The sequence below is a fragment of the Bacteroidota bacterium genome (genome assembly GCA_016699695.1).
Classification (GTDB): domain Bacteria; phylum Bacteroidota; class Bacteroidia; order Bacteroidales; family UBA10428; genus UBA10428.
On sequence record CP065006.1, the window covers coordinates 1,551,687 to 1,575,587 of the forward strand.

Consider the following 23,901-nt stretch of genomic DNA (forward strand, 5'->3'; position numbering starts at 1 on the left):
TTATGCGAATCAAGTGTTAAAATTTTAAAGTTATAAAAGCAGCAGCCAGTCTACCGAAAGCATGTATCAATAATCCCTTTGTCGACCTCACTTTGCTAGCTCTTTGAATGTCAACCTTTTCTATTAGCCAGTTAAAAATTGCTTCGATTGGTTGCCTTACTCGTGATACAGCAGTTGAGAATAGGTCATCGGCAGCTTTTAATCTCATTTTAATTAAATCTGACATTCCTTTTACCCCTTTAACAGGAGTATACATTTCGGAATTCTGTTTTAATATCATCTGTTGATTCAGGTCATGATCCATATAAATCTTATCACCAAAGAACGTCCTGTTTTCAATAGTTGACCAAGCCTGCTTGTAGACCGTAATATCATTAACTGAAGCAGGGGTAAAAAGGATTTCTTCTGGATGCGGTAATTTGCCAATACACCTGAAACCAAGCATATGTAACTTCATTCCATGGTAATACATGCCCTTGGTTGAACAGTACCCCTTATCAGTAACTTCTGAGGCAACCTTACCAGAACGCTTGCCTGAGCAGGTAATAATGGGCATTGAATCCAGCACACTCTGTTCAAGAATGCAATCCGCTGGTATGCTGGTTGTTAGTATTATTTCTACCAACCTATTAAATGCCCCGGTCAATCGATTGAGCCGATTATTGAAAGCCTGATAACTCCCAAGCTTTGGAAACCAGCTTTTTAGATACTCTGAGGCAAACCGGTGAATATGTTTAATCTTAGTGTGCCCCTCATGTTGCATTACAAACAGATAAATTGTCATAATCTCTTCATCGGTAAGCTCTGGCTGTTTATTATTACTAAACCGCTCACAGTAATATTGCAATTCTTTAAAATTATCACAGATAAGAAAATAAATTCTTATTAACTTGTCGTCCTTGTCCTTGAGAATCATATTAAAGTCAATTCGTAACTGACCTTAATATACTGATTTTCAAGGACTTAAACAATATTAAGTGGCTGATTTTCAGTTATTTATATAACTTTTTTTCAACATATCTCAACCCTTGATTCACATTAATTAGTTATGGGTATTATATTGCAAAAAATATTAGGTAATGCTTGCACAATTTTATGGACTCACAAAACAAGTTTGATGGCAGTTTCATTTGGCTAAAAATATCGGAGTTCAACCGTTTGTCAAAGAATCGATGAGTGTTTCCCCGAAAAAAAAGCTGCAAACGTTACCGCAATCGTTTGCATTTTTTTTAATAAGCTCTGTTTATATTTAAAAAATCGTTATTTTAGAAAGAATTCTGCATTTGACAGTGCAGAAAACCTAATTCCAACCCAGATGAAAAATTCGTCAACAACCATTAAAGATATCGCCCGTAGTTTAGGTATTTCTGCCTCTACGGTTTCAAGAGCCCTGAAAAACCATCCCGATATTAGTTTGAAAACCAAAACTGCGGTAAAGGAACTGGCCCAGCAACTGCATTACGAGCCCAATGCCATTGCCATGAGCCTGCGCAACAAGAGTACCCGCACCATTGGTGTACTCATACCGCAAATTGTGCATTACTTTTTTAGTTCCGTAATCAGTGGCATAGAAGACGTGGCCTATAAAGCTGGCTATACAGTTATCTTTTGCCAATCGAACGAGGATTACGAAAAAGAAAAGTCGGTGGTACAAACCCTCCTATCTAAGAGGGTCGATGGTGTGCTGGCATCTGTTTCGAAAACCACCAACAACTTCGAACATTTTTACGAAATTAAGAGCAGCAATGTCCCACTTGTATTTTACGACCGTGTGTGCAATATACCCAATACCGACCGGGTTATTGTGGACGATTACACCGGGGCCTACAAAACCGTGGCTCACCTCATTGAAATGGGTTGCAGGCGAATTGCCCACCTGGCTACCAGTCAGGAACTGCTTATCGGGCGCAACCGACGCAATGGTTACGTACAGGCACTGAAAGATAATAACATAGAGGTAGACGAAGAAATTATTGTGCACTGCGACACCCACCAACAAGCATCCAAAGCTGTTCCTTTTTTGTTATCTCTTCCCAAAAAAATCGACGGCATTTTTGCTGTCAATGACCTTACTGCCATGATGGCCATGAGCATCATCAAGCGCTCGGGTTATACCATTCCAGGTGATATTGCTGTGGCCGGTTTCTCCAACAGCCTGTACGCCACGCTCACCGACCCTCCGCTTACCAGTATCGAACAACAAGGCTACGAGATGGGGCAGAAAGCTGCTTCGATGCTTATCGAACGCATACAAAGCGATGTGGATTTGGAAACCCGTGTGGAACAGATAAAAACAGAGCTGATTGTGCGGGGGTCCAGTTTGAAGCAATAGGGGGAAGAGAAATCAGAGGGAAATGAATCTCCCTGCAGCAAGCCGACGGGGTATCTGCAAAGGATTTTATTTTATTCGCCTAAGGAGGTGGGGTATTAACCCGCGCAGCCGCTTTTATTTCCGATGTAAATCGGGATTCGACTATAAAATTTCATTTCGTGAACTCATGAAATTTAAGTCTCACGAATAAACCACAACTGTCAGGCAGATAACTTATGACTGCCCAAAAGAATTTCGCTAAGTATAATTAGTTTATGAATAGGCATTCTCATACCAGTAAGATAAATAAAGCCTGTATTATAAAGTAATATCAAGCATTTATTCTTTTTTTTGCAAACAAGCACTTTTTATTTCCCTACTAGGAGCAGTGCGGGGGTCATCCCCTTTAGGGGAAGGAGGGGTGAGCGTGGGCAGGATATAATAATAAGCTTATAACTGGCATAATCGAGGCTAATCATATTAGTTTTTCTAATTGTAAACTGCAGCCTGCGAATATCAAAGCTTTGTTTTAACTTTGTAAGAAATTGAATTCATGGATAGTAAGATAAAATATTTGATTGATTTGTCGGACTATGATCTTGAGACCTCAGAGGCAATGCTTAGGAGCAAAAGATATCTCTATGTTGGTTTTATGTGCCACCAATCAATTGAGAAAGCATTTAAAGCGCTTTTTACAAAACTTAAATCAGAAACTGCTCCATATTCTCATAGTCTATCTTACCTTGCAAAACAAGGCAATTTTTATAAGGAATTTTCTTAATTTCAAAAAGAATTCATTGACCAAATAGAACCACTGAATATTGAGGCTCGATATCCATCCCATAAAGATCGGTTACTAAAAAGTCTTACTGATGCAAAATGCCTTGAAATGATTCATAATACTAAGGAAATTCAAAAATGGATAAAAGAGAGGCTATAGATAAAGTCATTGCTTATAGGCTTTTGTTGAAAGATCATTTTCATTTTGAAAACATATATCTCTTTGGTTCCTATGCAAAAGGCACTAACAGAGAAGATAGTGATATTGATGTTGCCGTAATTGTAGATCACGTTGAGGGTGATTATTTTTCCGTAAATCCACTATTATGGAAATTGAGAAGGCAGATTGACGACAGAATTGAACCTGTCTTGATCGAAAGAGATTTTGATGAGGCTGATTTTCTTGGAGAGATTCAGAAATACGGTATCAAAATAGCCTAATTTAAATCAACGAACCCCAAAAGCAAATATAAGCCAGTTGACCTTGAGTTTGCTGATGACTATTTCATGGCTGCTTGATGATTACAATTAAACGAATCTCCCTAATCACGCCGCATGCACAAGAAGGAAATCAAGTATCATTCCAATTTATATTGTGCTAATTTTTTTAACTTTACAAAAAATAGATGCTATGCTTACAAAGGAAAAAGTAAATAAAACCATAAACAGGTTGCCAGAATCTTTTACAATTGATGAACTAATTGACCAGTTGATCTTTATAGAAAAAGTTGAGGAAGGTATGAAACAATCCGATGAAGGCAAGGTATTTTCGAACGAAGTCGTTAAATCAATGATTGATAAATGGTCAAAATAGTTTGGACTGAAATCGCAACAAATGATTTAAAAGAGATATTTGATTATATCGCACAAGATTCCATAAGATACGCTTCAATTACCACTTTTAAGATTTATCATCACGCGCAGGAAATTAGAATAAATCCATTTATTGGAAGAATAGTTCCTGAGTTTAACGAAATAAAAATTAGAGAATTAATTGAGGGGAACTATAGAATAATCTATGCGATTAAAAATGAATTGCAAGTTGACGTTTTAAGGATATATCACTCAGCCAGGTCATTAAAAAGAAAATCCATTCAATAACTCGATTATTAATCTTATATAACACATTGTCTGAAATAGTTGAAATACGCCTAAAAAACCAGAAACTCTTTGTTCTCTAAAACTCCGGGCAGGGCACCATTTTTTTCGGACGGCGTTTTTTGTCCGGTTTGCTGAATGTGTAGGAAATGCTCACCTCATGGCTGCCACCACTGGAAGTGATGAGTTTCGATACGGTAAAATCGTAACTGTAGCCAATGTTGAACGAATTGGTTTTGATGCCGGCCAGCAGAATAACTGCATCGTTCTTATGGTTTTGGCTCACAAGGGGAATCCCCCGATACCAGAGACCTAATACCAGTGGATCGTAATGGTAATAAAATCCCAGGTCGAGCTGACTGAAATCGGCCTGCTTTTTATACAAAAAGGCTAACTGCATTACCGTGGGTGTGGGCCGGAGCAGGGTTTGTCCCACCACATGCTTCGTGCCGCCAAATACCTGCCACTTGATGGGTATTCGTGCCAGATTGCCCTGCTGGTATTCATTATAATAAAGGCTTTGGTTGGGCATCAGCAAGTGGTCGAAACTCAAACCAGCCCAAAATTTGTCGCCATAGCTCATGAGCGAAGCAGAAAAATCGATGTCCCCCACATTGTCATAGGCAGGAGGTTCGGCGGTAGAAGGAGCATTGCCCACAGCCGACATCTGATCGCGCCAGGTAAGACGCAGAAAATCAATCCCTCGTTGTGTGTACATCAAATGCATACCGGGCCGGATGTGTATCCAGGGAGTGGCTTTAAAATCGTAACTGTACAATACGCCAATGTTGGTGGTGCTCAGGTTTCCTGTGCCTGCCACGTCGTTAAACAACAATATCCCTACCCCGCTGTTAAGCTTTTCGAAATGATGATCGAAAGCAAAGGAATAGCTCACATAGCCTTGCTTGGCCTCCGGCCACTGGTTTCTGTAGCTCGCTGCCACCCTGTTTTTACCGGTGCTGCCAGCAAAGGATGGAGCCAAGTAAAGCGGGTTGGAGTAAAACATGCTAAAATGAGCGTCTTGGCCCAGGCATATGACTGAGAGGAACAACAAAACTGATATGAGAAGCCAACGACTCATGAAATGCGTTTTTATACCTTATTAATATAGGAGGGTAACATTCCCGGTTTTCTCAAATCCTTTTCCATCGGAATAGGATCCAATCACCTTCCAGACATACACATCCTGCTTGGCTATTTTCCCGGCATAAGAACCATCCCAGCCTGTCTCCTGGTCGAAACTCTCGAAAATGAGCTCTCCCCAGCGGTTAAAAATCATCAGGTGATAATTGGCTACATGGTCTATGACTCCGGGTTTAAATACCCTGTTCTCTTCGATGTTCGAATTTGGGCGGAAAGCGTTCGGAAATTCAATAATACCTGAGGGTTCTACCAACACGGCATTTTCCATAACATACAGGTCGAAACATCCATTTACGGTCCATACTTTTAAGGTGACATTGTAAACACCCTCTTGCATGTAAATATGTTTTGGGCTCTGTTCGGTCGATTTGTTTCCGTCGCCAAAATCCCATTCAATGATATCGGCATGGTCGGAAAGGTTGAAATAATGCACCGGCTCATCGTTTACATACACATAGCGTGGCGCCAGGTCGAAAAAGGAATGGGGAAGAATAAATACACGTGTAGTATCGCTGAACTCCGACACACCTCCCGGACCAGCTACCCTAAGCCTTATTTTATAAATGCCCGGTTCGTAATAGGTATATGTCGGGTCCTTGGCAGTAGAAACACTTCCATCTCCAAACTCCCAATAGTAAGAATGGGCATATTGAGAATTGTTGATGAGGGTCACCGTATGCGGCATGCAGCCATCGTCGGCACCTTTGAATTCGGCCACTGGTGGAGCCGGCATCAGGCGTACATTGTGCGTTACACTATCGCGACAACTATTGCCAGATACGGTAAGTCGGATGCTATAATAGCCCTGCTCTGAATACACGATCTCTCCGGGTTGCTGCAGGTCAGAGCTGGTGCCGTTATCAAAATCCCAGTGGTAGGTCCAATTTCCGGCTGTGGTATTATTCAATTCGAAACTATTGTCTGGAAAGGTGTTTTCTTCCGGAGTCACTGTAAAACTGGCCTCTGGGGTTGCAAAAACAGTAATCTGAACCTGAGCTGTATCAAAACATCCTAATGGCGATTCGGTAATTACCCTGGCCAGATATTGCCTGTCGTTAAAGGAGGAATTGTACCAGGTATGAAATACATTGAAATCGGAAGTGGTGGTATCTGTGCCCCCATCGCCAAAACTCCAATGATAATAGCGGTTGCCCGGTGTCGACACCAACATGCTGCGGGCCGGGTTACAACTGGTCTCCGGCAGGGCAGTAAGGTCGGCACTTGGGTTGGGCCAAACCATTACATAGTTTTTTGCCTCATCGGTGCACCCTAGCGGACTGGTAGCCCGGAGACTCACTTCGAGGTAATTAATCTCGGGTGTGGTGTTTACAAAGGTGAAGGTTGGATTGATGGCTGTAGAACTACCTTCGCCACTAAAGTTCCAAAGGTAATTTAAGGCATTCAACGAGGTGTTTTCGAACTGCACAGCTAGCGGACTGCAGCCAGGAGGAGTTAATACATTAAAAGCCGCAATAGCTTCGTCGGAGACAATCTGTATGCTGTCATAAGCTCTGCAACCCATGGCATCGCTAAGTAAATAATAGAAAGTGGTGGTATCGGCGCGGTAAGGAACGTACACTGGCTGGGCAATGGCATAATTGTCGAGCCGGTGAATAGGCCCTGTCCACAGGTGTGTGAAAGGTTCTGTGCCCGACGATTGCGTGAGTATCTGGTATTGATCGCCCACACAAGTAAGAAAATCGGTATTGATAATGGAGGTTACCGGCGACTCATGCACGGTAATCACAACCGAATCGCGGGCCACTTTCAGGTTCACATCAATCACTTCGAGGTAAAGCCTGAACTGACCTGTTCCCGGAGGATCGAACTGAGTAAATAAGGTGTTTACTGAAGAGAGGTACTGTGTGTCGCCAGTCCAGTTGTAGATATAAGGTGGTGTGCCTCCAAACAACCAGGGTTTTATTTCAAACATCTCAGCGGTACAGGCAATTTGGTCCACATCGCCAATATCTACCGCAATGGAATCTTCAATTACCGTAATACTATGATAAACCGGCATACCCACACAGCCATTGATGGTTGTTTCAAAGGCAGAAAGCACAAAACTTCCGGTTTGCGGAAAAGCCAACCTGACGAAATCATTCATGTTCGATTCTACCACAATACCGGCCGGAATATCCCATGTATAGCTCGAACCCGGTTGTCCGTTGATGACAAAAAACACCACATTCGATTGGTCTTTAAGTACCAAGGTAGGCCCCAGTATATCGATGATAGCCGGGTTAGGGAAAATGGCAACATCCACTTGTTCGCGAGGGCCTTCGCAACCGGTAAAGGTATTGATGCCAGACACCCAATAAGTGCGGTTCGAAATCAGATAAGGCGTTATGAGGCTGTCATCCTCTGCCAGCAGGTTGCCTGCCAATGGATCGTCGTACCAGCGGAAGGTTCCGGGTACCGGATTTCCTTTAGCTTTCAAAACAAACTGGGAGGGCCCGCAACTTGAAGTATCATTAATGATTGGGAGCATTGGGACAGGATGTATAACAATGGGCATCCTGGATAAATCGCTTAGACATTGGGTAAGCGGATTGTATTCGGCAACAAAAAAATCAGTGCTGGTTGTAATCAGTGTGGTGGTCATCGAATCGCCAATGGCTACCAGGTTGGTATCGGAATTATACCAAAACAAACTGTTCCCTGCAAAGGTCTTACCGGCGCCAAGAACAAAAACAGCACTACCACAGGCAGAATCTGGTGTCACCACAGGAGCCGGAATAACCGGGTGCACGACACCCAGCACCGAGTCGGCCTCACTGATGCATCCGGTAAGGGTATTCAGCCCCCTGGCGTAATAATACCTGCTGGCAGCGAGTGGGTTCACCACCAGAAAATTTGCAGTATCCAATGCACTACCTGACATATTATCGTACCAAAGAACCCTGTTGGCAGGTGTTACAGGAATGGCAGAAAATGTGGCTAAACCGGGTTCGCACAAGGTATCGCCTGTAAGTAGGGGAGCATCGGGAACCAGGTCAATGATTATCGGTTGAGGTACACGCTGGCTTTCGCAGGTAGAAATAGTATCGCGCAGTTTTATATAATAGGTCACAGAGTTGCTTACCATTCCTGTTGAATAAGGATTGCCCGAAAAGAAAGCTATCGAATCGGTGAGGTTGGCATACCAGAATACTTTGTTTCGAGGATTTCCGGAAGGAATGCTGATAGCAAAACTATCGGGACCACAAGATTGTAAAGTGCCCAATACAGGAGCCAGCGGGGCAAGGGTTATTTCGATGTTTACGGTATCGGCCGTAGGCGGACAGGAACCACTGGATAGCCTCCACTCGAATTGATACAGTCCTTCGAAACCCGGAATAAAAGTGGCCATCGCATCGTGCTGGTGGTTGTCGGCAGTAAAGGTAACAGCTCCCGGTCCAATCAGTACCGACCAGGTTCCCAAACCCTGTACAATGTTGTTTCCATGAAGCTGATAATCGTATCCGCAGGCTACTGTATCGTTCCCGGCCAATGCCTGTGGTACCGGTACACCAAAATCGATGTTCACTGTGTCGCGGGTCATACAGGAACCATTCTGCAGGCGCCACTCGAGCTGATAAAAACCTTCGTTGCCCGGCGATACCGAGAAAAGTGTATGGGGTGTGATGTTATTGGGCGAAAAAGCAGGCGGAATGCCTGACGGGTTAATCAATACATTCCAGCTACCGCTGCCCAATAAGGGGGTATTTCCTAGTAAACTATCCTGGGTAACGAAACAAAAGGCTTTGTCCGGTCCGGCAATGGCAGGTCCGGGAGTCTGGTCACGCACAATCAGCAGGGTGTCGGTGCTTCGCGGGCAAATACCCAGCTTGCTCGCCAGGTTCCAGCTAACACTGTTAGTGCCATATCCAAATCCATTAATAAAAGTAGTAGCACTAGAAGTATCGGCAATAATACCCGAACCTGAGATCATACGCCAATATCCAATACCATTATTGACAGGGACATTCCCGGTCAGCGGTGTAGCGGATATTTCGCAGAACAATCGATCTGGTCCGGCTAAGGCGACTCCAGCAGAAAAATCGGCTGTAAGCTGCACCGAATCGTACGTTATTGGGCAAACACCATAGCGGCTCGAGACCCTCCACACCAAAATGTTGGTGGTATGGGCAAGCCCAGAAATAGTTGTGCCGGGTAATGAGCTATCGGCAAAGAAGCCATTGCCCAAAACCACATTCCAAATTCCACTGCCCATAAAGTTTGGTGGAGTAGCAGAAAGTGGCAATGCATTTATATCACATAGCTGCTGATCGGGACCTGCCTGGGCAGAATCGGGTTGGCGGTCACTGAATATTGTTACATAATCGCTGGTAGCACAGGGCCCATTGCTGATGGTCCATGCAAAGAGGTTGGCACCGAAGTCGAGGTTGGCGACAGCTGTTACCGAATCGGAAGGCGAAAGGATAGTAGCCCCGCCAGTTGTGGTCCATACAGTTGTTCCTACTGCACTGCCGTTGGCTCTTAATGTTACTGTATCGGCACAGATGGTCTGGTCGTTTCCTGCAAAAGCAGGGTTGGGTGATTGATAGATATTTAAATCGACCCGTGTAGGTGCACTCTCGCAAAAGCCTTGAAAGGTGGTGACATAAAACGAATAAGTCCCCGGCACGTCGTAGTCGAGGTAAAAGGGAGCTGCACTGGGGTAATAATTTGGACCTATAAATAAAAGTGTATCCAGAGTGGCATCCCGGTACCAGCGTATCTCGGCAGCCCCTGCATTGGCGGTAAGCACAGGTACATCGCCGGTACAAAATTCAAACAAAGCAGGCACAGTAACTGGAGTGGGAGCTATGATTTCGATGCGTGCGGTGGTTAGAATGGGTGGGTTATCGCCATTAACCGGGTCGGCAGGTGGAATGCCATTGTTAGGGGTATTGTCGTAAGGATTGCATACATTCCAGTTCCGCAGGGTAATTTCAAAAATATCACCTGCCACACCGCCAGCCGGTGCACTGATCGGATACGAAGTTTGATTCGGGCCATCGGCAGGATAGGGTATCCGTACAATGGGGCCATCGAGGCTGCCCGAAAAGTTGCCGGCTGCATCGGTCATCGTATGCACTACCCCGCCGTTATCGCGCACAGTGACATTGGGTATGCGATCGCCTGCCTGAGTATAGGTGTTATAGTGAAACTGAACCCAACGATCGAGCCGGTTGGGTCTATCCTGTTCAATGCTTATGTTGCAATTAAAAGTTGAATTATCTTCGAAAGTGAAATCCACCACATCCACCCCTTCGCATATATAATGCACCACCGGCTCAATTTGCAACACACCACTGTTTTCTTCGTCGGTACCCCAGGTGGCAAAAATCTGGCTCTGATAACCACTGCTGATACAAGGTACACCATCGTATACCAGAATGGCTTCTGCAGTTTTCGAACATTCTATGTCGGGAAGGTATACATGACTGGCAACTGCCCAAATGGAGTCGTTAGCAGCATTCCAATTGCCTGGCACAAGGGTTTCGGTGTTGGCTACATCGTTCCAGCGGTAAAGAATCTGAACCAGGGCCGGATCAACCGGAAACAGAAACTCGTAATGTGCCTCCATTGCGAAATTGACAGGAGCGCATACGCCGCTTGGTATCTGAGTGCTACCATTGACGGTAATCAGGTCGCATTGCGCTTTGATCGGAACTACTCCAAGCAACAGGAGTGAAAAAGAAGTTAGTAGTTTTGTGGTTTTCACACGCCGGCTATTGATATTACAAAATCTCTAAGGCATCGTTCAACCCACTTTTCAGGGTTTGTTGAACGGGTGGTTACCTTTTCGGATATAAAGGCTGCCGAAGCAGCCAGTTGGTTAGTAGTTTGTAATACCTCTTTACGTGACAAAGTTTAAAATGTTGCTTTCGTCAACACTTTTTATTTGTTCGTCAAAATATTTTAAATGTTCGTGTAAGGGAATGAAAGAGAAATACAGCTTTCAGAAGTACTTTACTTCTAAGTCAGTATAAGATACGAAAAAAATGGGAGATGGATATTAATTATTCAGGTCGATCAGACCCTCGGGACATTTTACCAGCAATTCTTTCTTGCTATGATCTATGCCTAGTAAAAATTTGTCGTGAAAAGGAATTAGGATTTCAGTCGAACCATTGAAAATCTGCATCAAAGGGTTTAGGCTATGCTCGATAATCTGTTCAAGCAGACCAAGGTAGCCAAATTCAATGTCGACCACACGATAAGCCTTCAGGTGAGTGGGTTCGAATTGGGGGCTTGGTGTTGCCTGAACAACGGCATTATCAATAAAAACCTGTGCCGGGCAGAGCTCCCGGGCCTGGGTTTCGCTCACTACTCCCTTTAATTTTACCACCAGCGTATCGGGCGAAAATTCGGTAAACTCTTCAATAAAAAATGGAACAGGCAGTCCGTCGAGTACGACATAGGCCCATTCCATTTCAGTAATTTCGTCGAAGCGAATGTTATTCAACTTAAGCTTAAGCTGTCCCTTGTAGCTGTGCGGGCGGGTAAACTGCCCGATGCCGATGCAATCGTTCAGATTGATCATAGGGAAACCCCGAAGGGTCTATTCTTCCTTGTTCTCAGCTTCTGCTGCAGGAGCCTCATCAACTGGGGTTTCCTCAACAATTGCTTCTGCCACAGGAGCTTCTTCCACTTCGGATTCTGCTTCCTCGGCAGCAGGTTTACTCGCAGCTAAAGCATCAGCCTTTCTTTTGGCGATTTCTGCAAGTCTTTCTTCGTTTACTTTGGCTTCGCGTTGCAGTGCAGCTTTTGCAGCTGCATCTTTGTCTTTCGATGCCATTTCAACTACCTTAAGCAGTTTGCTTTCTTTGTCTTTCATCCAGGTTTCGAAGCGTGTTTCAGCTTCTTCTACTGAGAAAGCACCTTTTCTGGCTCCGTCGAGCAGGTGTTTTTTCATCATCACACCTTTTCTGGACAGCAAAGACTTTACTGTGTCGGTAGGTTGAGCGCCCTTTTGCAACCAATCGAGAGCTTTATCAAACTCCAGATCAATTGTAGCAGGATGAGTATTAGGATTGTAAGTACCTAATCTCTCGATGAATTTACCATCTCGTGGCGCCCTGCTATCTGCTACCACAATGTGGTAGATTGGCCGTGCTTTACGGCCGTGTCGTGCTAAACGAATTTTTGCGGGCATAAATAAAAACTTTAAGTGAAACAACCTACGTTGTCCCGCTCGATTTAATGCATAAATCCATGCGGGATAAAACGGGCAGCAAAGGTACAAATCAAAATTTTATTTCAAAGGTTTACATCCTATTTTTTTATTTCAATATACAGTTGTTCGGTAAAAATTTCGACAGTTGGGCTAAAGCCCTTAATTAGTGCGACATCAATTACCCCTGGCTTTACTTAGCGCAGCGTTTTCACGAACGGAGTGAGTAACCCAGGGGCATCAGAATAAAACAAAAAAATTTATTTCTAACATTATAAAACATTTCATCATTTTTGACAATTTACCGGATAATAGTGATTTCAATACAGTAACCGACCTTATGTTTATTTGGTTTAAATATAAATTATCAGCATTTTAAGGTTGGTAAGAAATAATTTCTGGCGTTATTCCTATTGTTCGGAATTTTTATCTGAAAATCTACTATGAGAAAAATACCGGACGATTTGCTATTTAACGAAGAGAATATATATTTATGGCCTTAAGTCTTTACAAACAAGAATAGGTGTAAGTAGTCGCTGAATTATTGTATCAAGTAATTGTTTTAACTCCTGAATCAGATTCTACCCATTGCATTTGGAGTAAAGGCCATTAAAGAAAACAGTTAAAATAAATTCGCCAGAAAAAATAATTTCTTAAAAGCATATCCAATGAAAAAAGCTTCTATTCCCTTTTTATTAGGCGCGCTCTTTCTCTCAATGAATTTGTTGGCAAAACCACCGATAAAATTCGGTTCTGTGAGCCAGGAAGAATTGACAATGACTGTTTATGATAAAGACTCCTCAGCCGCTGCCGTGGTATTGTGCGATTACGGGGTCTTTAACCCTCAGGACTATATGTTTACCCGCATCGTGCGTATAAAAATATTAAAAAAAGAAGGCTTATATGTGGCTAATGGTGCTTATCCTGGATTTGAAAAAACGGACATAAGAGGCAAAACATACAATCTCGTCAACGGCGAAATAGAGGAAACAAAGCTTAATAATGAATCCATTTTTCGTGTGCGTGTTTACGAGGATTATTATAATCTCCGGGTGGCTATGCCCAACGTAAAAGTGGGTTCGGTGTTTGAAATCGAGTTCCGACATCTATTTCCTCCGACAGAATGGGGTTTTCAGCGAGAAATACCCGTTGTGTGGAGTGAGTTGATTTTACCCCAGGCAGATTATGTCTATTTTCAGAAGCGCTTTACCGGTTATGCACCTCTGAGTAATATTTCTAATACTCGATGGGTAGGTCAGGATATACCTGCTTTTAAACCTGAGCCCTATATCAACTCATATGAAAATTACATTACAAAATTCGATATTGATCTCGAACGGATAGCCATTCCGGGTTTTCTTTATAAAGACTTCGCCACTGACTGGAATGCGGTGGCAAGACGTTTGGATGAATCGGAGTGGTTCGGTGGTCACCTAAAAATGGCCGGTTATTTAAACGATATTGCCCAAGAGATTAATGAAAAATACACCACTGACGCTCAAAAAATTAGGGCAGCCCATGACGCAATCAAAAAAAGAGTTAGGTGGAATGAGAGAGAAAGGCTCTATACCTCCACAAACGTTAGCCTCGGCACAATTCTGCGAGATGGCGCTGGCAACAGTGCCGATATAAATCTTTTACTGGTGAACTTATTAAAAAAACTCGATTATGAAGCCTACCCGGTTGTGCTTAGTACTCGAGACAATTCAATCTTGTCTGCCCAATACCCCAGCCCTAGTAGGTTAAATTATGTGATAGCCTACACCAAGGTTGGGGAAAAAGAATATTTTCTGGATGCTACAGAACAAGAGTTACCGCTGGGCATGCTTCCCTATCGTTGTTTAAATGGTCTTGCACAAATTATTAAAAAGGATATCGCCATAGCAGTTTATCTGAAGCCACAAGGCAAAGAAAAGAAAACTGAAATGCTCATACTTCAATTAAATGACGACCTCAGTTTAAGCGGAACTTTTACTGCTAAACATGAAGATTATGCAGCCTATGATACTCGTCTGGATTACAAAACTTTTAACAGTGAAGAAGCCTTTGTAGAAAGTCGCGAGGAAAAACATTCCGGACTCGAAATCTTAAACTATTCGATCGCAAACATCGATTCGATTGACAAACCTATCATTGAAAAATGTGAATTAAGCTTAGAAAATTATGCCTACGAACTCGACAATAAAATTTATTTAAACCCGCTCCTTCACCTGCAAATAACAGAAAGCCCTTTTGTGCTGGAAAAAAGAACTTACCCGGTAGATTTTACGGTACCTAAAAGCACTTCTTATACCTTAAACATTATTCTGCCTGAAGGGTATAAGGTAGAGCAATTGCCATCGCCAATCAAAATGGGTCTTCCCGACAATTCTGTGGCTTTGACCTATGTGGTAAATTCTTCCGCAAACAAGGTTTCAGTGATCATGAAAATGGACATCAACAAAGAGGTATTTTATGTCACTGAATACGAACAATTACGCGAATTTTTCAGTCAGGCAATTAAAAAATTGTCCGAACCTTTAATTATTATTAAGTCCTAAACATGAAAGCATTCCTCTACTCCCTTATTCTATTTCTCTGCACTAACGGAACCATTTTAACCGCAGCCGAAAAAAACAGATTTAATGCCGATTCTATTCCAAGAGAATTGAAAATAAATGCTCAGTCCGTCATAAGGTATTTTAATCAAACACTGGTAGTTAATTCAGAATCGGATGCTGCGGTACATATCAGCTATGCAATCACTATCCTCAATAAAAATGGGCTGTCCGATTCCTATTTTCGAGAATATTATGACGATCAAAGAAAGATTAAATCCATTTCTGCGGCGATGTACAATGCCTCAGGGGAACTAATTAAACAAATTGGAACCTCTGGATTCTTTGACGTTAGTGCCATCCCTCAAGGAACCATTTACTCCGATTCAAGAGTTAAAGTATATACACCTGCAGCATCGGAATATCCCTTTACAATAGAATATAAATTCATAATGCAATTAAAAGGCTATATCAACTTACCCACATGGAATCCTTATATGCATAATGAGTTTGTTTCGGTCGAAAATGCGCAATTCGAGCTGCAAGTAAACCCTGAAATGAAAGTACGGGTTAAACAAATCGATCCGATGAACCTCCTTGTGAAGGAAAGTTTTGATGATACGCTCATTCAGAAATGGCAGGTCTCCAAACTCCCGGCAATCGAATCAGAGATCTTTGCAAAACCCTATGGTTTTTTTCCAATGGTGATTGTAGCTCCCGAAGAGTTCTTTTACGATGGTTACTACGGAAACTCCTCTTCATGGTCTGATCTTGGAAAATGGTTGATGAATCTCAATGAGGGAAGAGACATTCTTCCTATAGAAACCAAAAGTAAAATTTTGCAACTGGTAAGCGACTCAGATAATACACTCGATAAAATTAAGCTGATCTATAAATACGTACAAGATAACACCCGTTATGTAAGCGTGCAGCTCGGAATTGGTGGTTTTCAACCTTTTGAAGCGGATTTTGTCGACCGGGTAAAATATGGCGATTGCAAAGCCCTTACCAATTATACCATGGCCTTGCTTAAGGCTACTGGTATTAACTCATTTTACACAGTTGTAGGTGCCGGTTCCGAAAGTCGTCCTGTGTTATCGGATTTTCCTTATAGCCAATTTAACCATGCATTTTTATGTGTACCCCTTGATAAAGATACGCTCTGGCTCGAATGTACGAGCATGGATGCCCCCTGTGGGTTTATGGGGTCATTTACCGACGACAGGGATGTGTTGGTAGTGAATGAAAATGGAGGCCACCTGGTGCGTACACCTGCCTATTCAGCATCAGAAAACCGAAAAACCACCCGAACCCTTGTCGATGTCTTTGAAAACGGCGATGCTTCGGCAAACATTCATTCGGTTTACGAAGGAGCTTTGTTAGAAGAGGTTTTTGATGCTTTGCACCTTGATAAGACTGACCGCGAAAAGTCGATTCTTGACAAAATCGGCCTTCCAAAAGCCTTTCTAAAAAGCCATTCCTATGAAGTTTTAGAGCAGAATAAGCCAAAAGGAATAGAACAAATAAGTCTGGAAATAGGAAGACTGGCTGTTCCTATGGGCAGCAATGTGTTTTTAACACCTAATTTCATGAACCAAATCGGTAAATTGCCCGGAAACCCTGGTAAAAGAATCTCGGATATATCGATCAGGCGATCTTACTCTGAGGTAGACACCATTGTGTATAATCTGCCAGAATCATTTGGAATTTCAAGTTTACCGGAACCGGAAACGCTTGAAACAGATTTTGCTTCGTACCATTATAAAATTGAGCAGCAGGGAAACAAACTTATGTATACCCGCTATTTCGAACTTAAAAAAGGAGAATATCCCAAGGAACGTATCCACGAATTATACGATTTTGCAAAACTCGTTTCGAAAGCTGACAATCTCCGTCTTGTCCTTAAGACACTCTAATAACTTAGTTAGCGAGAGTTGCAAGTAAATCCCTCCGACATTTTGTCATTTCAGAGTTTGGTTTGATGTTTGGCATATTATATGTAATATTGTAGATATATACATATTAAACAAAACTATTTTTTGTCTTTTGCGTTTAGTAACTATAACAAAAGAAAATATTGCGTATTAAACAGAAAACACAACACGATTAAATACTTCGAAATGAGAACACTTTTTTTAGCCTTGTTGATAGCCTCTATGGCTACACTCTCCTGCACCAGCAGCGATGGAAAGAAAACTGCCGAATCGAAAACAGATAGCCTGGCACAAAAGAACGAAAACTCAGAAGGCAAGCCTGTGTACCTTACCAAGGCTCTGTTTCTGGAACAGGTAATGGATTATGAAACAAATCCGGAAGATTGGGTTTACAAAGGGAAAAAACCCGGCCTGATTGATTTTTATGCCGACTGGTGCCGCCCCTGTAAAATGACATCGCCTATACTCGACGAGCTGGCTGCAGAATATGCCGGCCGTATTATAATTTATAAGGTAAATGTAGACCAGGAACGTGAATTGGCTTCTGTGTTTGGTATACAAAGCATACCTACCTTTTTGTTTATGCCACTCGATGCCAACCCTTCGATGTCGTCGGGCATTGCACAAACTCCGGAGCAAACAAAAGAAATGTTCCGTCAGCAGATTGAACAGGTTCTGCTTGGCGAACCCAAACAATAGACCTTTAGCGCTTTTAGCGCCTGAAAAGCATCCGATAAATCTTGTAGATAGAAAAGATTTTCGGGTGTTTTTTTTGTTACTTTTCCATAGTTATCAACAACACACAGGCGAATCGGCAGGCATGTTGTATTTTTGGGATTCAAAGCTCTTTTAAATCCCCGCTCGCATGTTCCTGATTTTCGATACCGAAACCACCGGTCTGCCCCGCGACTACAAAGCTCCCCTGACCGATTCCGACAACTGGCCCCGCATGGTACAAATTGCCTGGCAATTGCACGACAAAACCGGTGCGCTCGTCGAAGCAAAAAGTTACATTGTAAAACCCGAAGGTTATCAAATACCTTTTCAGGCAGCAAAAGTGCATGGCATTACCACCGAAAAGGCTTTGCGCGACGGACTTGAACTGGCTTGGGTGCTCGAAGAATTCAATGCTATACTCGAAAAGACCGAATTTGTAATAGGCCATAACGTAGAATTTGACCTCAGCATTGTCGGTGCTGAATTTTTACGCAAAAACATAGTAACCCCGCTGCATAAACTGACTTCGGTGGATACAAAAGACGAAAGCACCGACTTTTGTGCTTTGCCCGGCGGAAGGGGTGGTAAATTCAAATGGCCCAACCTGGGCGAACTCCATCAGAAATTGTTTGACGAAGGTTTCGACGAAGCCCACAATGCCATGGCCGATGTGGCAGCCACTGCACGTTGTTTTCTGGAATTAGTAAGACTGAACATCATTTCAGTGCAGCGTTTAAAACTGTCGGCCGATTTTTACCAACAGTTCCTTTCAAACAACCCACAGCCCATTCCGCCCTTCGACATTGCGATCGAGTCGAATTTCATGACTGAAACCCTGACCTCCGAACCAAGAAAAATTACCAGTTCGGAGTCTGAGCCTATCCCCAGTTTCGAGGGCACCAAAAAATTTGTTCACCTGCATGTGCATTCGCAATATTCCATTCTCGATGGTGCTGCCGACATAGCTTCGCTGGTAAGCAAAGCCAAAGAATGCGCCATGGATGCGTTGGCCCTTACCGACCATGGAAACATGTTTGGCGCCAAAGAGTTTCATGTGGCCTGTAAAAAAGCGGGTATCAAACCCATAATCGGGTGCGAGGCCTATCTTGTTGACGATATGTTGCAGAAAGACAAATCGAATTTTCATGTCATTTTGCTGGCTAAAAATGAAAAAGGATATCGCAATCTGCTAAAACTGGTTTCTCTGGCCAATACCCAGGGAATGTATTACAAACCCCGTATCGACAAGCCTTCGTTGCAAAAGCACAGCGAAGGACTCATTGTATCTTCGGCATGCCTGGGTGGCGAAGTGTCACGGATTCTTCTCAACCAGGGACCCGAAGCAGCCGAAAAAGCAATCTTATGGTACAAAGAAGTATTTGGTGAAGATTTCTATCTCGAAGTGCAGCGCCACCCGACAACCGATCCGCAACTGAAAGCAGAAATTGTCGATAACCAGAAATATGTGGCTGCCGAATACATCAAGCTGGCAAAGAAATACGAAATAGGGCTGATTGCCACCAACGATGTGCACTTTTTAAACGAAGAAGATGCAGCAGCCCATGATCTGTTGATCTGTCTGAATACCGGAAAAGATGTAGACGATCCAAACCGCATGCGGTATACCCGTCAGGAATGGTTTAAAACCACCGATGAAATGTATCCCCTCTGGGCCGACATGCCGCAAGTGTTGCTACGGACCCAGGAGCTTGCCCAAAAAGTTGAGTTCTATGAACTCGATGCCAACCCCATTATGCCCGAATTTCCGATACCGGAAGAATTTGGCACCATGGAAATCTATCGCCAGAAATACAGCGAGGCCGACCTTAAAACCGAGTTTGAACGATTTGATAAACTGGGGACTTACGAAGAGGTGTTGCGCATCAAACTCGAATCGGACTACCTCGCCCACCTTACCCGTATTGGTGCCAGTAACCGTTATGGCGATAGCCTTGAAGGCGCAAAAATGGAACGCATCGAGTTTGAACTGAACACTATCAAGCAGATGGGTTTTCCGGGCTACTTTCTCATTACCCAGGATTTTATTGCCGAAGCACGGAAAATGGGCGTACTGGTTGGTCCCGGAAGGGGTTCGGCTGCCGGGGCTGCAGTATCTTATTGCCTGGGCATTACCAACATCGATCCTATTCAGCATAATCTGCTTTTTGAGAGGTTTCTGAACCCGGATCGTATTTCTATGCCTGACGTGGACATCGACTTCGACGACGACGGCCGTCAGCTCGTACTCGATTATGTGACTGAAAAATATGGCCGCGACCGGGTGGCACACATATGCACCTTTGGGACCATGGCTGCTAAAATGGCTATTAAAGATGTGGCAAGGGTATTGAAACTTCCGCTCGACGAAGCCAACCGGATTACCAAAGAATTTCCGGAAAATGGAAAATTAAAAAGAGCCTACCAGAAAGTGCTCGAGCTGGAAAAGAAAAACGGCAGCCTGGAAAAAGCCATCGATCAGTTGCTGCTGACCCGGAAAAAAACCAGAAGTGATGAAAACAATGGTGATGCACTCACCCTCGATGTGCAGCTGTTTGTGGCCACCGAAATACAAAAAGCACGATCTACAAGAAACCAGATAGAACTTGAAACACTGGAATATGCCTGTACACTTGAAGGTTCGGTGAGGCAAACAGGAGTGCATCCTTGCGGGATCTTAATTGGCAAAGACCCGCTCGACAACCACATTCCTCTTATGCCTACCAAGGATGAAACCTTGCTTACTACGCAATATGATGGTCGCTTTGTTGAATCGATTGGTTTGCTAAAGATGGACTTTTTAGGGCTTAAAACCTTGTCGATTATTAAGGAAGCGCTTATCAATATTAAGCAATCGAAAGGTATCGACATCGACATCGACAAAATTCCAAGCGACGATGCCCTTACGTTTGATTTGTTTTCGAAGGGCGAGACCACGGCCATCTTTCAGTTCGAATCGCCCGGAATGAAAAAACACCTTCGGGCTCTCAAACCCAACCGTTTCGAGGACCTGGTTGCCATGAATGCTCTTTTCCGGCCAGGCCCCATGGAATACATCCCCGACTTTATCGACCGAAAACACGGACGGCAAAAAGTGGAATACGACCACCCACTGATGAAACAATACCTCGAAGAAAGTTATGGTATTACAGTATTTCAGGAACAGGTAATGTTGCTGGCCAGGGTACTTGGAGGATTTTCCCGCGGACAATCTGATACCTTGCGTAAAGCCATGGGTAAGAAAAACCTGGCTATGATGGAAGAGTTGAAACTTAAATTTGCCGAAGGATGTTTGCAAAACCCTGAATTTATGGAAGGATGCAAAGCCGAAAATAAAAATGCCACGGAACTCATCGATAAAATATGGAAAGACTGGGTAGCCTTTGCCAGTTATGCCTTTAACAAGTCGCATTCGGTATGCTATGCCTATATTGCTTATCAGACCGGATATTTGAAAGCGCACTTTCCTGCAGAATTTATGGCAGCTACCCTGAGCCGAAACCTTACTAACATTACCGAGGTATCGAAACTCATGGAAGAATGCCGCCGCATGGGGGCTCAGGTGTTAGTGCCTGATGTGAACGAAAGTAAGGCAGCCTTTGCTGTAAACCGCGAAGGCAACATACGCTTTGGCATGGCCGCCATTAAAGGCGTAGGAGAAGGTGCAGTGGAGAGCATAATTACCGAACGCGAAAAAAACGGACCCTTTCCCACTGTATTCGATTTTGTTACCCGTCTGAACCTTTCCACCGTAAACAAAAAAGCTCTTGAAAACATGGTGATGGCAGGTTGTTTCGATAGTTTTGAAGGAATCCGGCGGCATCAGTTCTTCCTGTCTGACGCAGAAGGCCAGACATTTATCGATCAGCTGGTAAAATATGGCAACCTGAAAAAAACCAACCAGAATTCCAATACCTTGTTTGGCAACGACAGCAGTTACCTCACAGCCCAGCGCCAACCAGCCATTCCAACAGGCGAAGAATGGCCACCACTCGAAAGGCTCAACCGCGAAAAAGAACTTATTGGCATTTACCTTTCGTCGCATCCGCTCGATGATTTCAAACTCGAAATTAAAAACTTTACACGCAACACCCTTGCCGATCTGCAAGACCTGCCCAAATTGTTCAACAAACAAGTGTCGGTAGCCGGACTGGTTATCGAAGTGAAACACCTGAGCACCAAAACAGGCCGTCCATATGGAGCTTTTACCGTCGAAGATTATTCCGATTCGCACCGATTTATGCTTTTCGGAAAGGATTACGAAAACCTCCGTAACTATCTTTTCATAGGCTATTCACTTCTTATTAAAGGCACAGTTCAGGAAAACCCCTGGAAAAAGGAAGTGCGTGAGCTGGAGTTTAAAATTCTTTCGATTAGTTTGCTGGCCAACGTGCGCGACGAAATGGTGAAAAGCCTTTCTCTTCGTATGCCACTGAGAGAACTCACCAGCCAAACCATTGCCCAGCTGCTGAAACAAACCGAACATAGCCGTGGTAAAGCTATTCTGAGTTTTAATATTTACGATGATGAAGATAAGACCGAAGTGGAAATGTTTTCGCGTAACACCATGGTGCAGGTGAGCAACGAATTGATCGAATTTCTCGAGAAAAACAACATTGAATATACCCTCGGCTAATTACTGACTAATCTGGTGCCGAATGGTTTCGGTTAGCACAATGGTTTATTGCTGATAATTTCGGAACACTTTGTATTCAACTTTGTTATTGAAATAGTATTTTTGTTCTTTCAAATCTAAATTTATTGTGAGATGGCATTAGAAATAACCGATTCGAATTTTGAAGAAATTGTATTAAAAGCTGATAAACCTGTAATAGTAGATTTTTGGGCAGAATGGTGCGGACCCTGCCGCATGGTAGGTCCGATAATCCACGAAATTGCCGAAGAATTTGAGGGCCAGGCTATTGTTGGGAAAGTTGATGTTGACTCTAACCCGGGTGTAGCAGCTAAATTTGGCATACGCAATATCCCTACCGTGCTATTTTTTAAAAATGGCGAGGTAAAAGACAAGCAGGTTGGAGCCAGTCCGAAAAGCACCTTTGTGAACAAACTGGAAGGTCTTTTATAGCACAATTTCGAAACTCTTTTTGCCGGTAGGTTTCTATGCATTCCTGCCGGCCTTTATTCCTAAAACCTGACTTTTAATGCTTTTAAAAGTTTTCAGAGAAAACCAGCCATTTACTATTCTTATACTTGTCTTGCTCATGCTGGTTACAGGGTTTATGGTAATCGCACATAAAAGCTATGTGCCTTTTGTACACAATCAGTCTTCTTATGCCTTGTTTTATCTTCTGCCAGGCTTACATACCCTCGACAATTACCCCGTAATTTCAACCGTACTCAACCTCTCCCTTCTGTTTATTTCCGGGTTTTACCTTACCCGCATCACTATACGATACCAATTGCTTGGCAGCAGAAGCTTGATGCCCCTTTTAATTTTCGTGGTGCTTAGCTTGCCTTTTTTTATTTCTTACAGAGGATTTTCGTATGTGCTTCTAAGTATTCCTGTTTTCTTGTTTACACTCGACAGCTTGTTCCGGGCTTCGGAACAAAAATCGTTGTCGTATGCTTTCTTCAATGCACCGCTGATTCTGTCTATTGCCAGCATGTTTAACCCTTTTCTCTTGTTCTTCCAGCTCTATGTGTTGTTTCTTCTTTTCCGTTTAAGAGGACAATACTGGCGAGAATTGGTATTTTTGGTACTAGGGGCACTCTGGCCCTATGCCATACTCTTTGCGTTGATGTTTTTAACCGATGTGAGCTTTAAACAATATTTTGCAGAGGCAATAAAACTTATAAAGTCAGGTGCGGGTCTTGATCTCAGTTTAATTTCCTGGATAGCAGGTGGGTTCTATTCAACATTGTTTCTTATATCGTCCTGGAAAGCTTTGAATGATTTTGTAAAAATGAAAATAATTGTGCGCAGGTTATCTCTTCTCTTCCTGTTCCTGTTTTTGTTTCCTTTGGCAATTCTCCTGCTCTGGCCAACAACTCATCCTGAGAACTTGCTCTTGGTAGCTGTTCCTTTGAGTTATCTGTTCTCGTACTATTTCTCCAATTGCCGCATTAACCTGTTAAACCAGGTTCTTTTCGTACTATTCCTTTTAACGGGCCCCTTTATTTTTTTCAATAGTTTGTTGCCTGAGCCCCTATTATAGACATAAGAGTTTTTACTTCAAATGAAGCTCCCCGCAGCAAACT

Annotated in this window: 15 protein-coding genes and 1 pseudogene; 11 read left to right on the forward strand and 5 right to left on the reverse strand. The window is 43.1% G+C overall.

The window, feature by feature from the left end; translation table 11 throughout:
• Positions 1-16: 16 nt before the first annotated feature.
• A complete protein-coding gene (locus IPM71_06605) occupies positions 17-916 on the reverse strand; it encodes a transposase (GenBank protein ID QQS52398.1) in 900 nt (299 codons plus the stop codon).
• Positions 917-1,315: 399 nt separating this feature from the next.
• On the opposite strand from IPM71_06605, the gene IPM71_06610 reads away from it, so the two are divergent.
• The 5 genes and pseudogenes from IPM71_06610 (at position 1,316) to IPM71_06630 (ending at position 4,192) form a co-directional block, all read left to right on the forward strand.
• On the forward strand, positions 1,316-2,332 hold the full coding sequence (locus IPM71_06610; GenBank protein ID QQS52399.1) for a LacI family DNA-binding transcriptional regulator: 1,017 nt from the start codon (positions 1,316-1,318) through the stop codon (positions 2,330-2,332).
• 532 nt (positions 2,333-2,864) lie between these two features.
• Positions 2,865-3,251: pseudogene (locus tag IPM71_06615) on the forward strand (HEPN domain-containing protein).
• Entirely contained in the window at positions 3,230-3,532 is a 303-nt protein-coding gene (locus IPM71_06620; protein ID QQS52400.1) for a nucleotidyltransferase domain-containing protein, read from the forward strand. Before IPM71_06615 ends, IPM71_06620 begins: the two are co-directional and overlap by 22 nt.
• 190 nt (positions 3,533-3,722) lie before the next feature.
• Positions 3,723-3,905 (forward strand): hypothetical protein, encoded by a 183-nt coding sequence (locus tag IPM71_06625; GenBank protein ID QQS52401.1) that lies wholly within the window; start codon positions 3,723-3,725, stop codon positions 3,903-3,905.
• A complete protein-coding gene (locus tag IPM71_06630) occupies positions 3,893-4,192 on the forward strand; it encodes a type II toxin-antitoxin system RelE/ParE family toxin (protein QQS52402.1) in 300 nt (99 codons plus the stop codon). The genes IPM71_06625 and IPM71_06630 overlap by 13 nt, the downstream gene beginning before the upstream one ends.
• Positions 4,193-4,268: 76 nt before the next feature.
• Here the strand turns inward: IPM71_06630 and IPM71_06635 are convergent, their stop codons facing one another.
• From IPM71_06635 to IPM71_06650, 4 genes are all read right to left on the reverse strand, one after another.
• Entirely contained in the window at positions 4,269-5,270 is a 1,002-nt protein-coding gene (locus IPM71_06635) for a PorP/SprF family type IX secretion system membrane protein (GenBank protein QQS52403.1), read from the reverse strand.
• 21 nt (positions 5,271-5,291) lie between these two features.
• Positions 5,292-11,045, reverse strand: coding sequence for a PKD domain-containing protein (locus tag IPM71_06640; protein ID QQS52404.1), 5,754 nt, complete (start codon positions 11,043-11,045; stop codon positions 5,292-5,294).
• 294 nt (positions 11,046-11,339) lie between these two features.
• Positions 11,340-11,867: a hypothetical protein gene (locus IPM71_06645; protein QQS52405.1), complete on the reverse strand. Its 528-nt coding sequence runs from the start codon at positions 11,865-11,867 to the stop codon at positions 11,340-11,342.
• A gap of 18 nt (positions 11,868-11,885) precedes the next feature.
• Positions 11,886-12,479, reverse strand: coding sequence for a 30S ribosomal protein S16 (locus tag IPM71_06650; GenBank protein QQS52406.1), 594 nt, complete (start codon positions 12,477-12,479; stop codon positions 11,886-11,888).
• 686 nt (positions 12,480-13,165) lie between these two features.
• Between IPM71_06650 and IPM71_06655 the strand changes: the two genes are divergently transcribed.
• The 6 genes from IPM71_06655 to IPM71_06680 all read left to right on the forward strand — a co-directional run bounded on the left by IPM71_06655 (position 13,166) and on the right by IPM71_06680 (position 23,858).
• Complete coding sequence (locus IPM71_06655; GenBank protein ID QQS52407.1) at positions 13,166-15,037, forward strand: hypothetical protein; 1,872 nt, start codon at positions 13,166-13,168, stop codon at positions 15,035-15,037.
• Positions 15,038-15,039: 2 nt separating this feature from the next.
• On the forward strand, positions 15,040-16,950 hold the full coding sequence (locus IPM71_06660; GenBank protein ID QQS52408.1) for a DUF3857 domain-containing transglutaminase family protein: 1,911 nt from the start codon (positions 15,040-15,042) through the stop codon (positions 16,948-16,950).
• Positions 16,951-17,154: 204 nt separating this feature from the next.
• Entirely contained in the window at positions 17,155-17,667 is a 513-nt protein-coding gene (locus IPM71_06665) for a thioredoxin (GenBank protein QQS52409.1), read from the forward strand.
• 166 nt (positions 17,668-17,833) lie between these two features.
• On the forward strand, positions 17,834-22,318 hold the full coding sequence (dnaE, locus tag IPM71_06670) for a DNA polymerase III subunit alpha (GenBank protein ID QQS52410.1): 4,485 nt from the start codon (positions 17,834-17,836) through the stop codon (positions 22,316-22,318).
• Positions 22,319-22,450: 132 nt separating this feature from the next.
• Positions 22,451-22,768 (forward strand): thioredoxin, encoded by a 318-nt coding sequence (trxA, locus tag IPM71_06675; protein ID QQS52411.1) that lies wholly within the window; start codon positions 22,451-22,453, stop codon positions 22,766-22,768.
• A 76-nt stretch (positions 22,769-22,844) separates the two neighbouring features.
• Positions 22,845-23,858, forward strand: coding sequence for a hypothetical protein (locus IPM71_06680; protein ID QQS52412.1), 1,014 nt, complete (start codon positions 22,845-22,847; stop codon positions 23,856-23,858).
• Positions 23,859-23,901 lie beyond the last annotated feature (43 nt).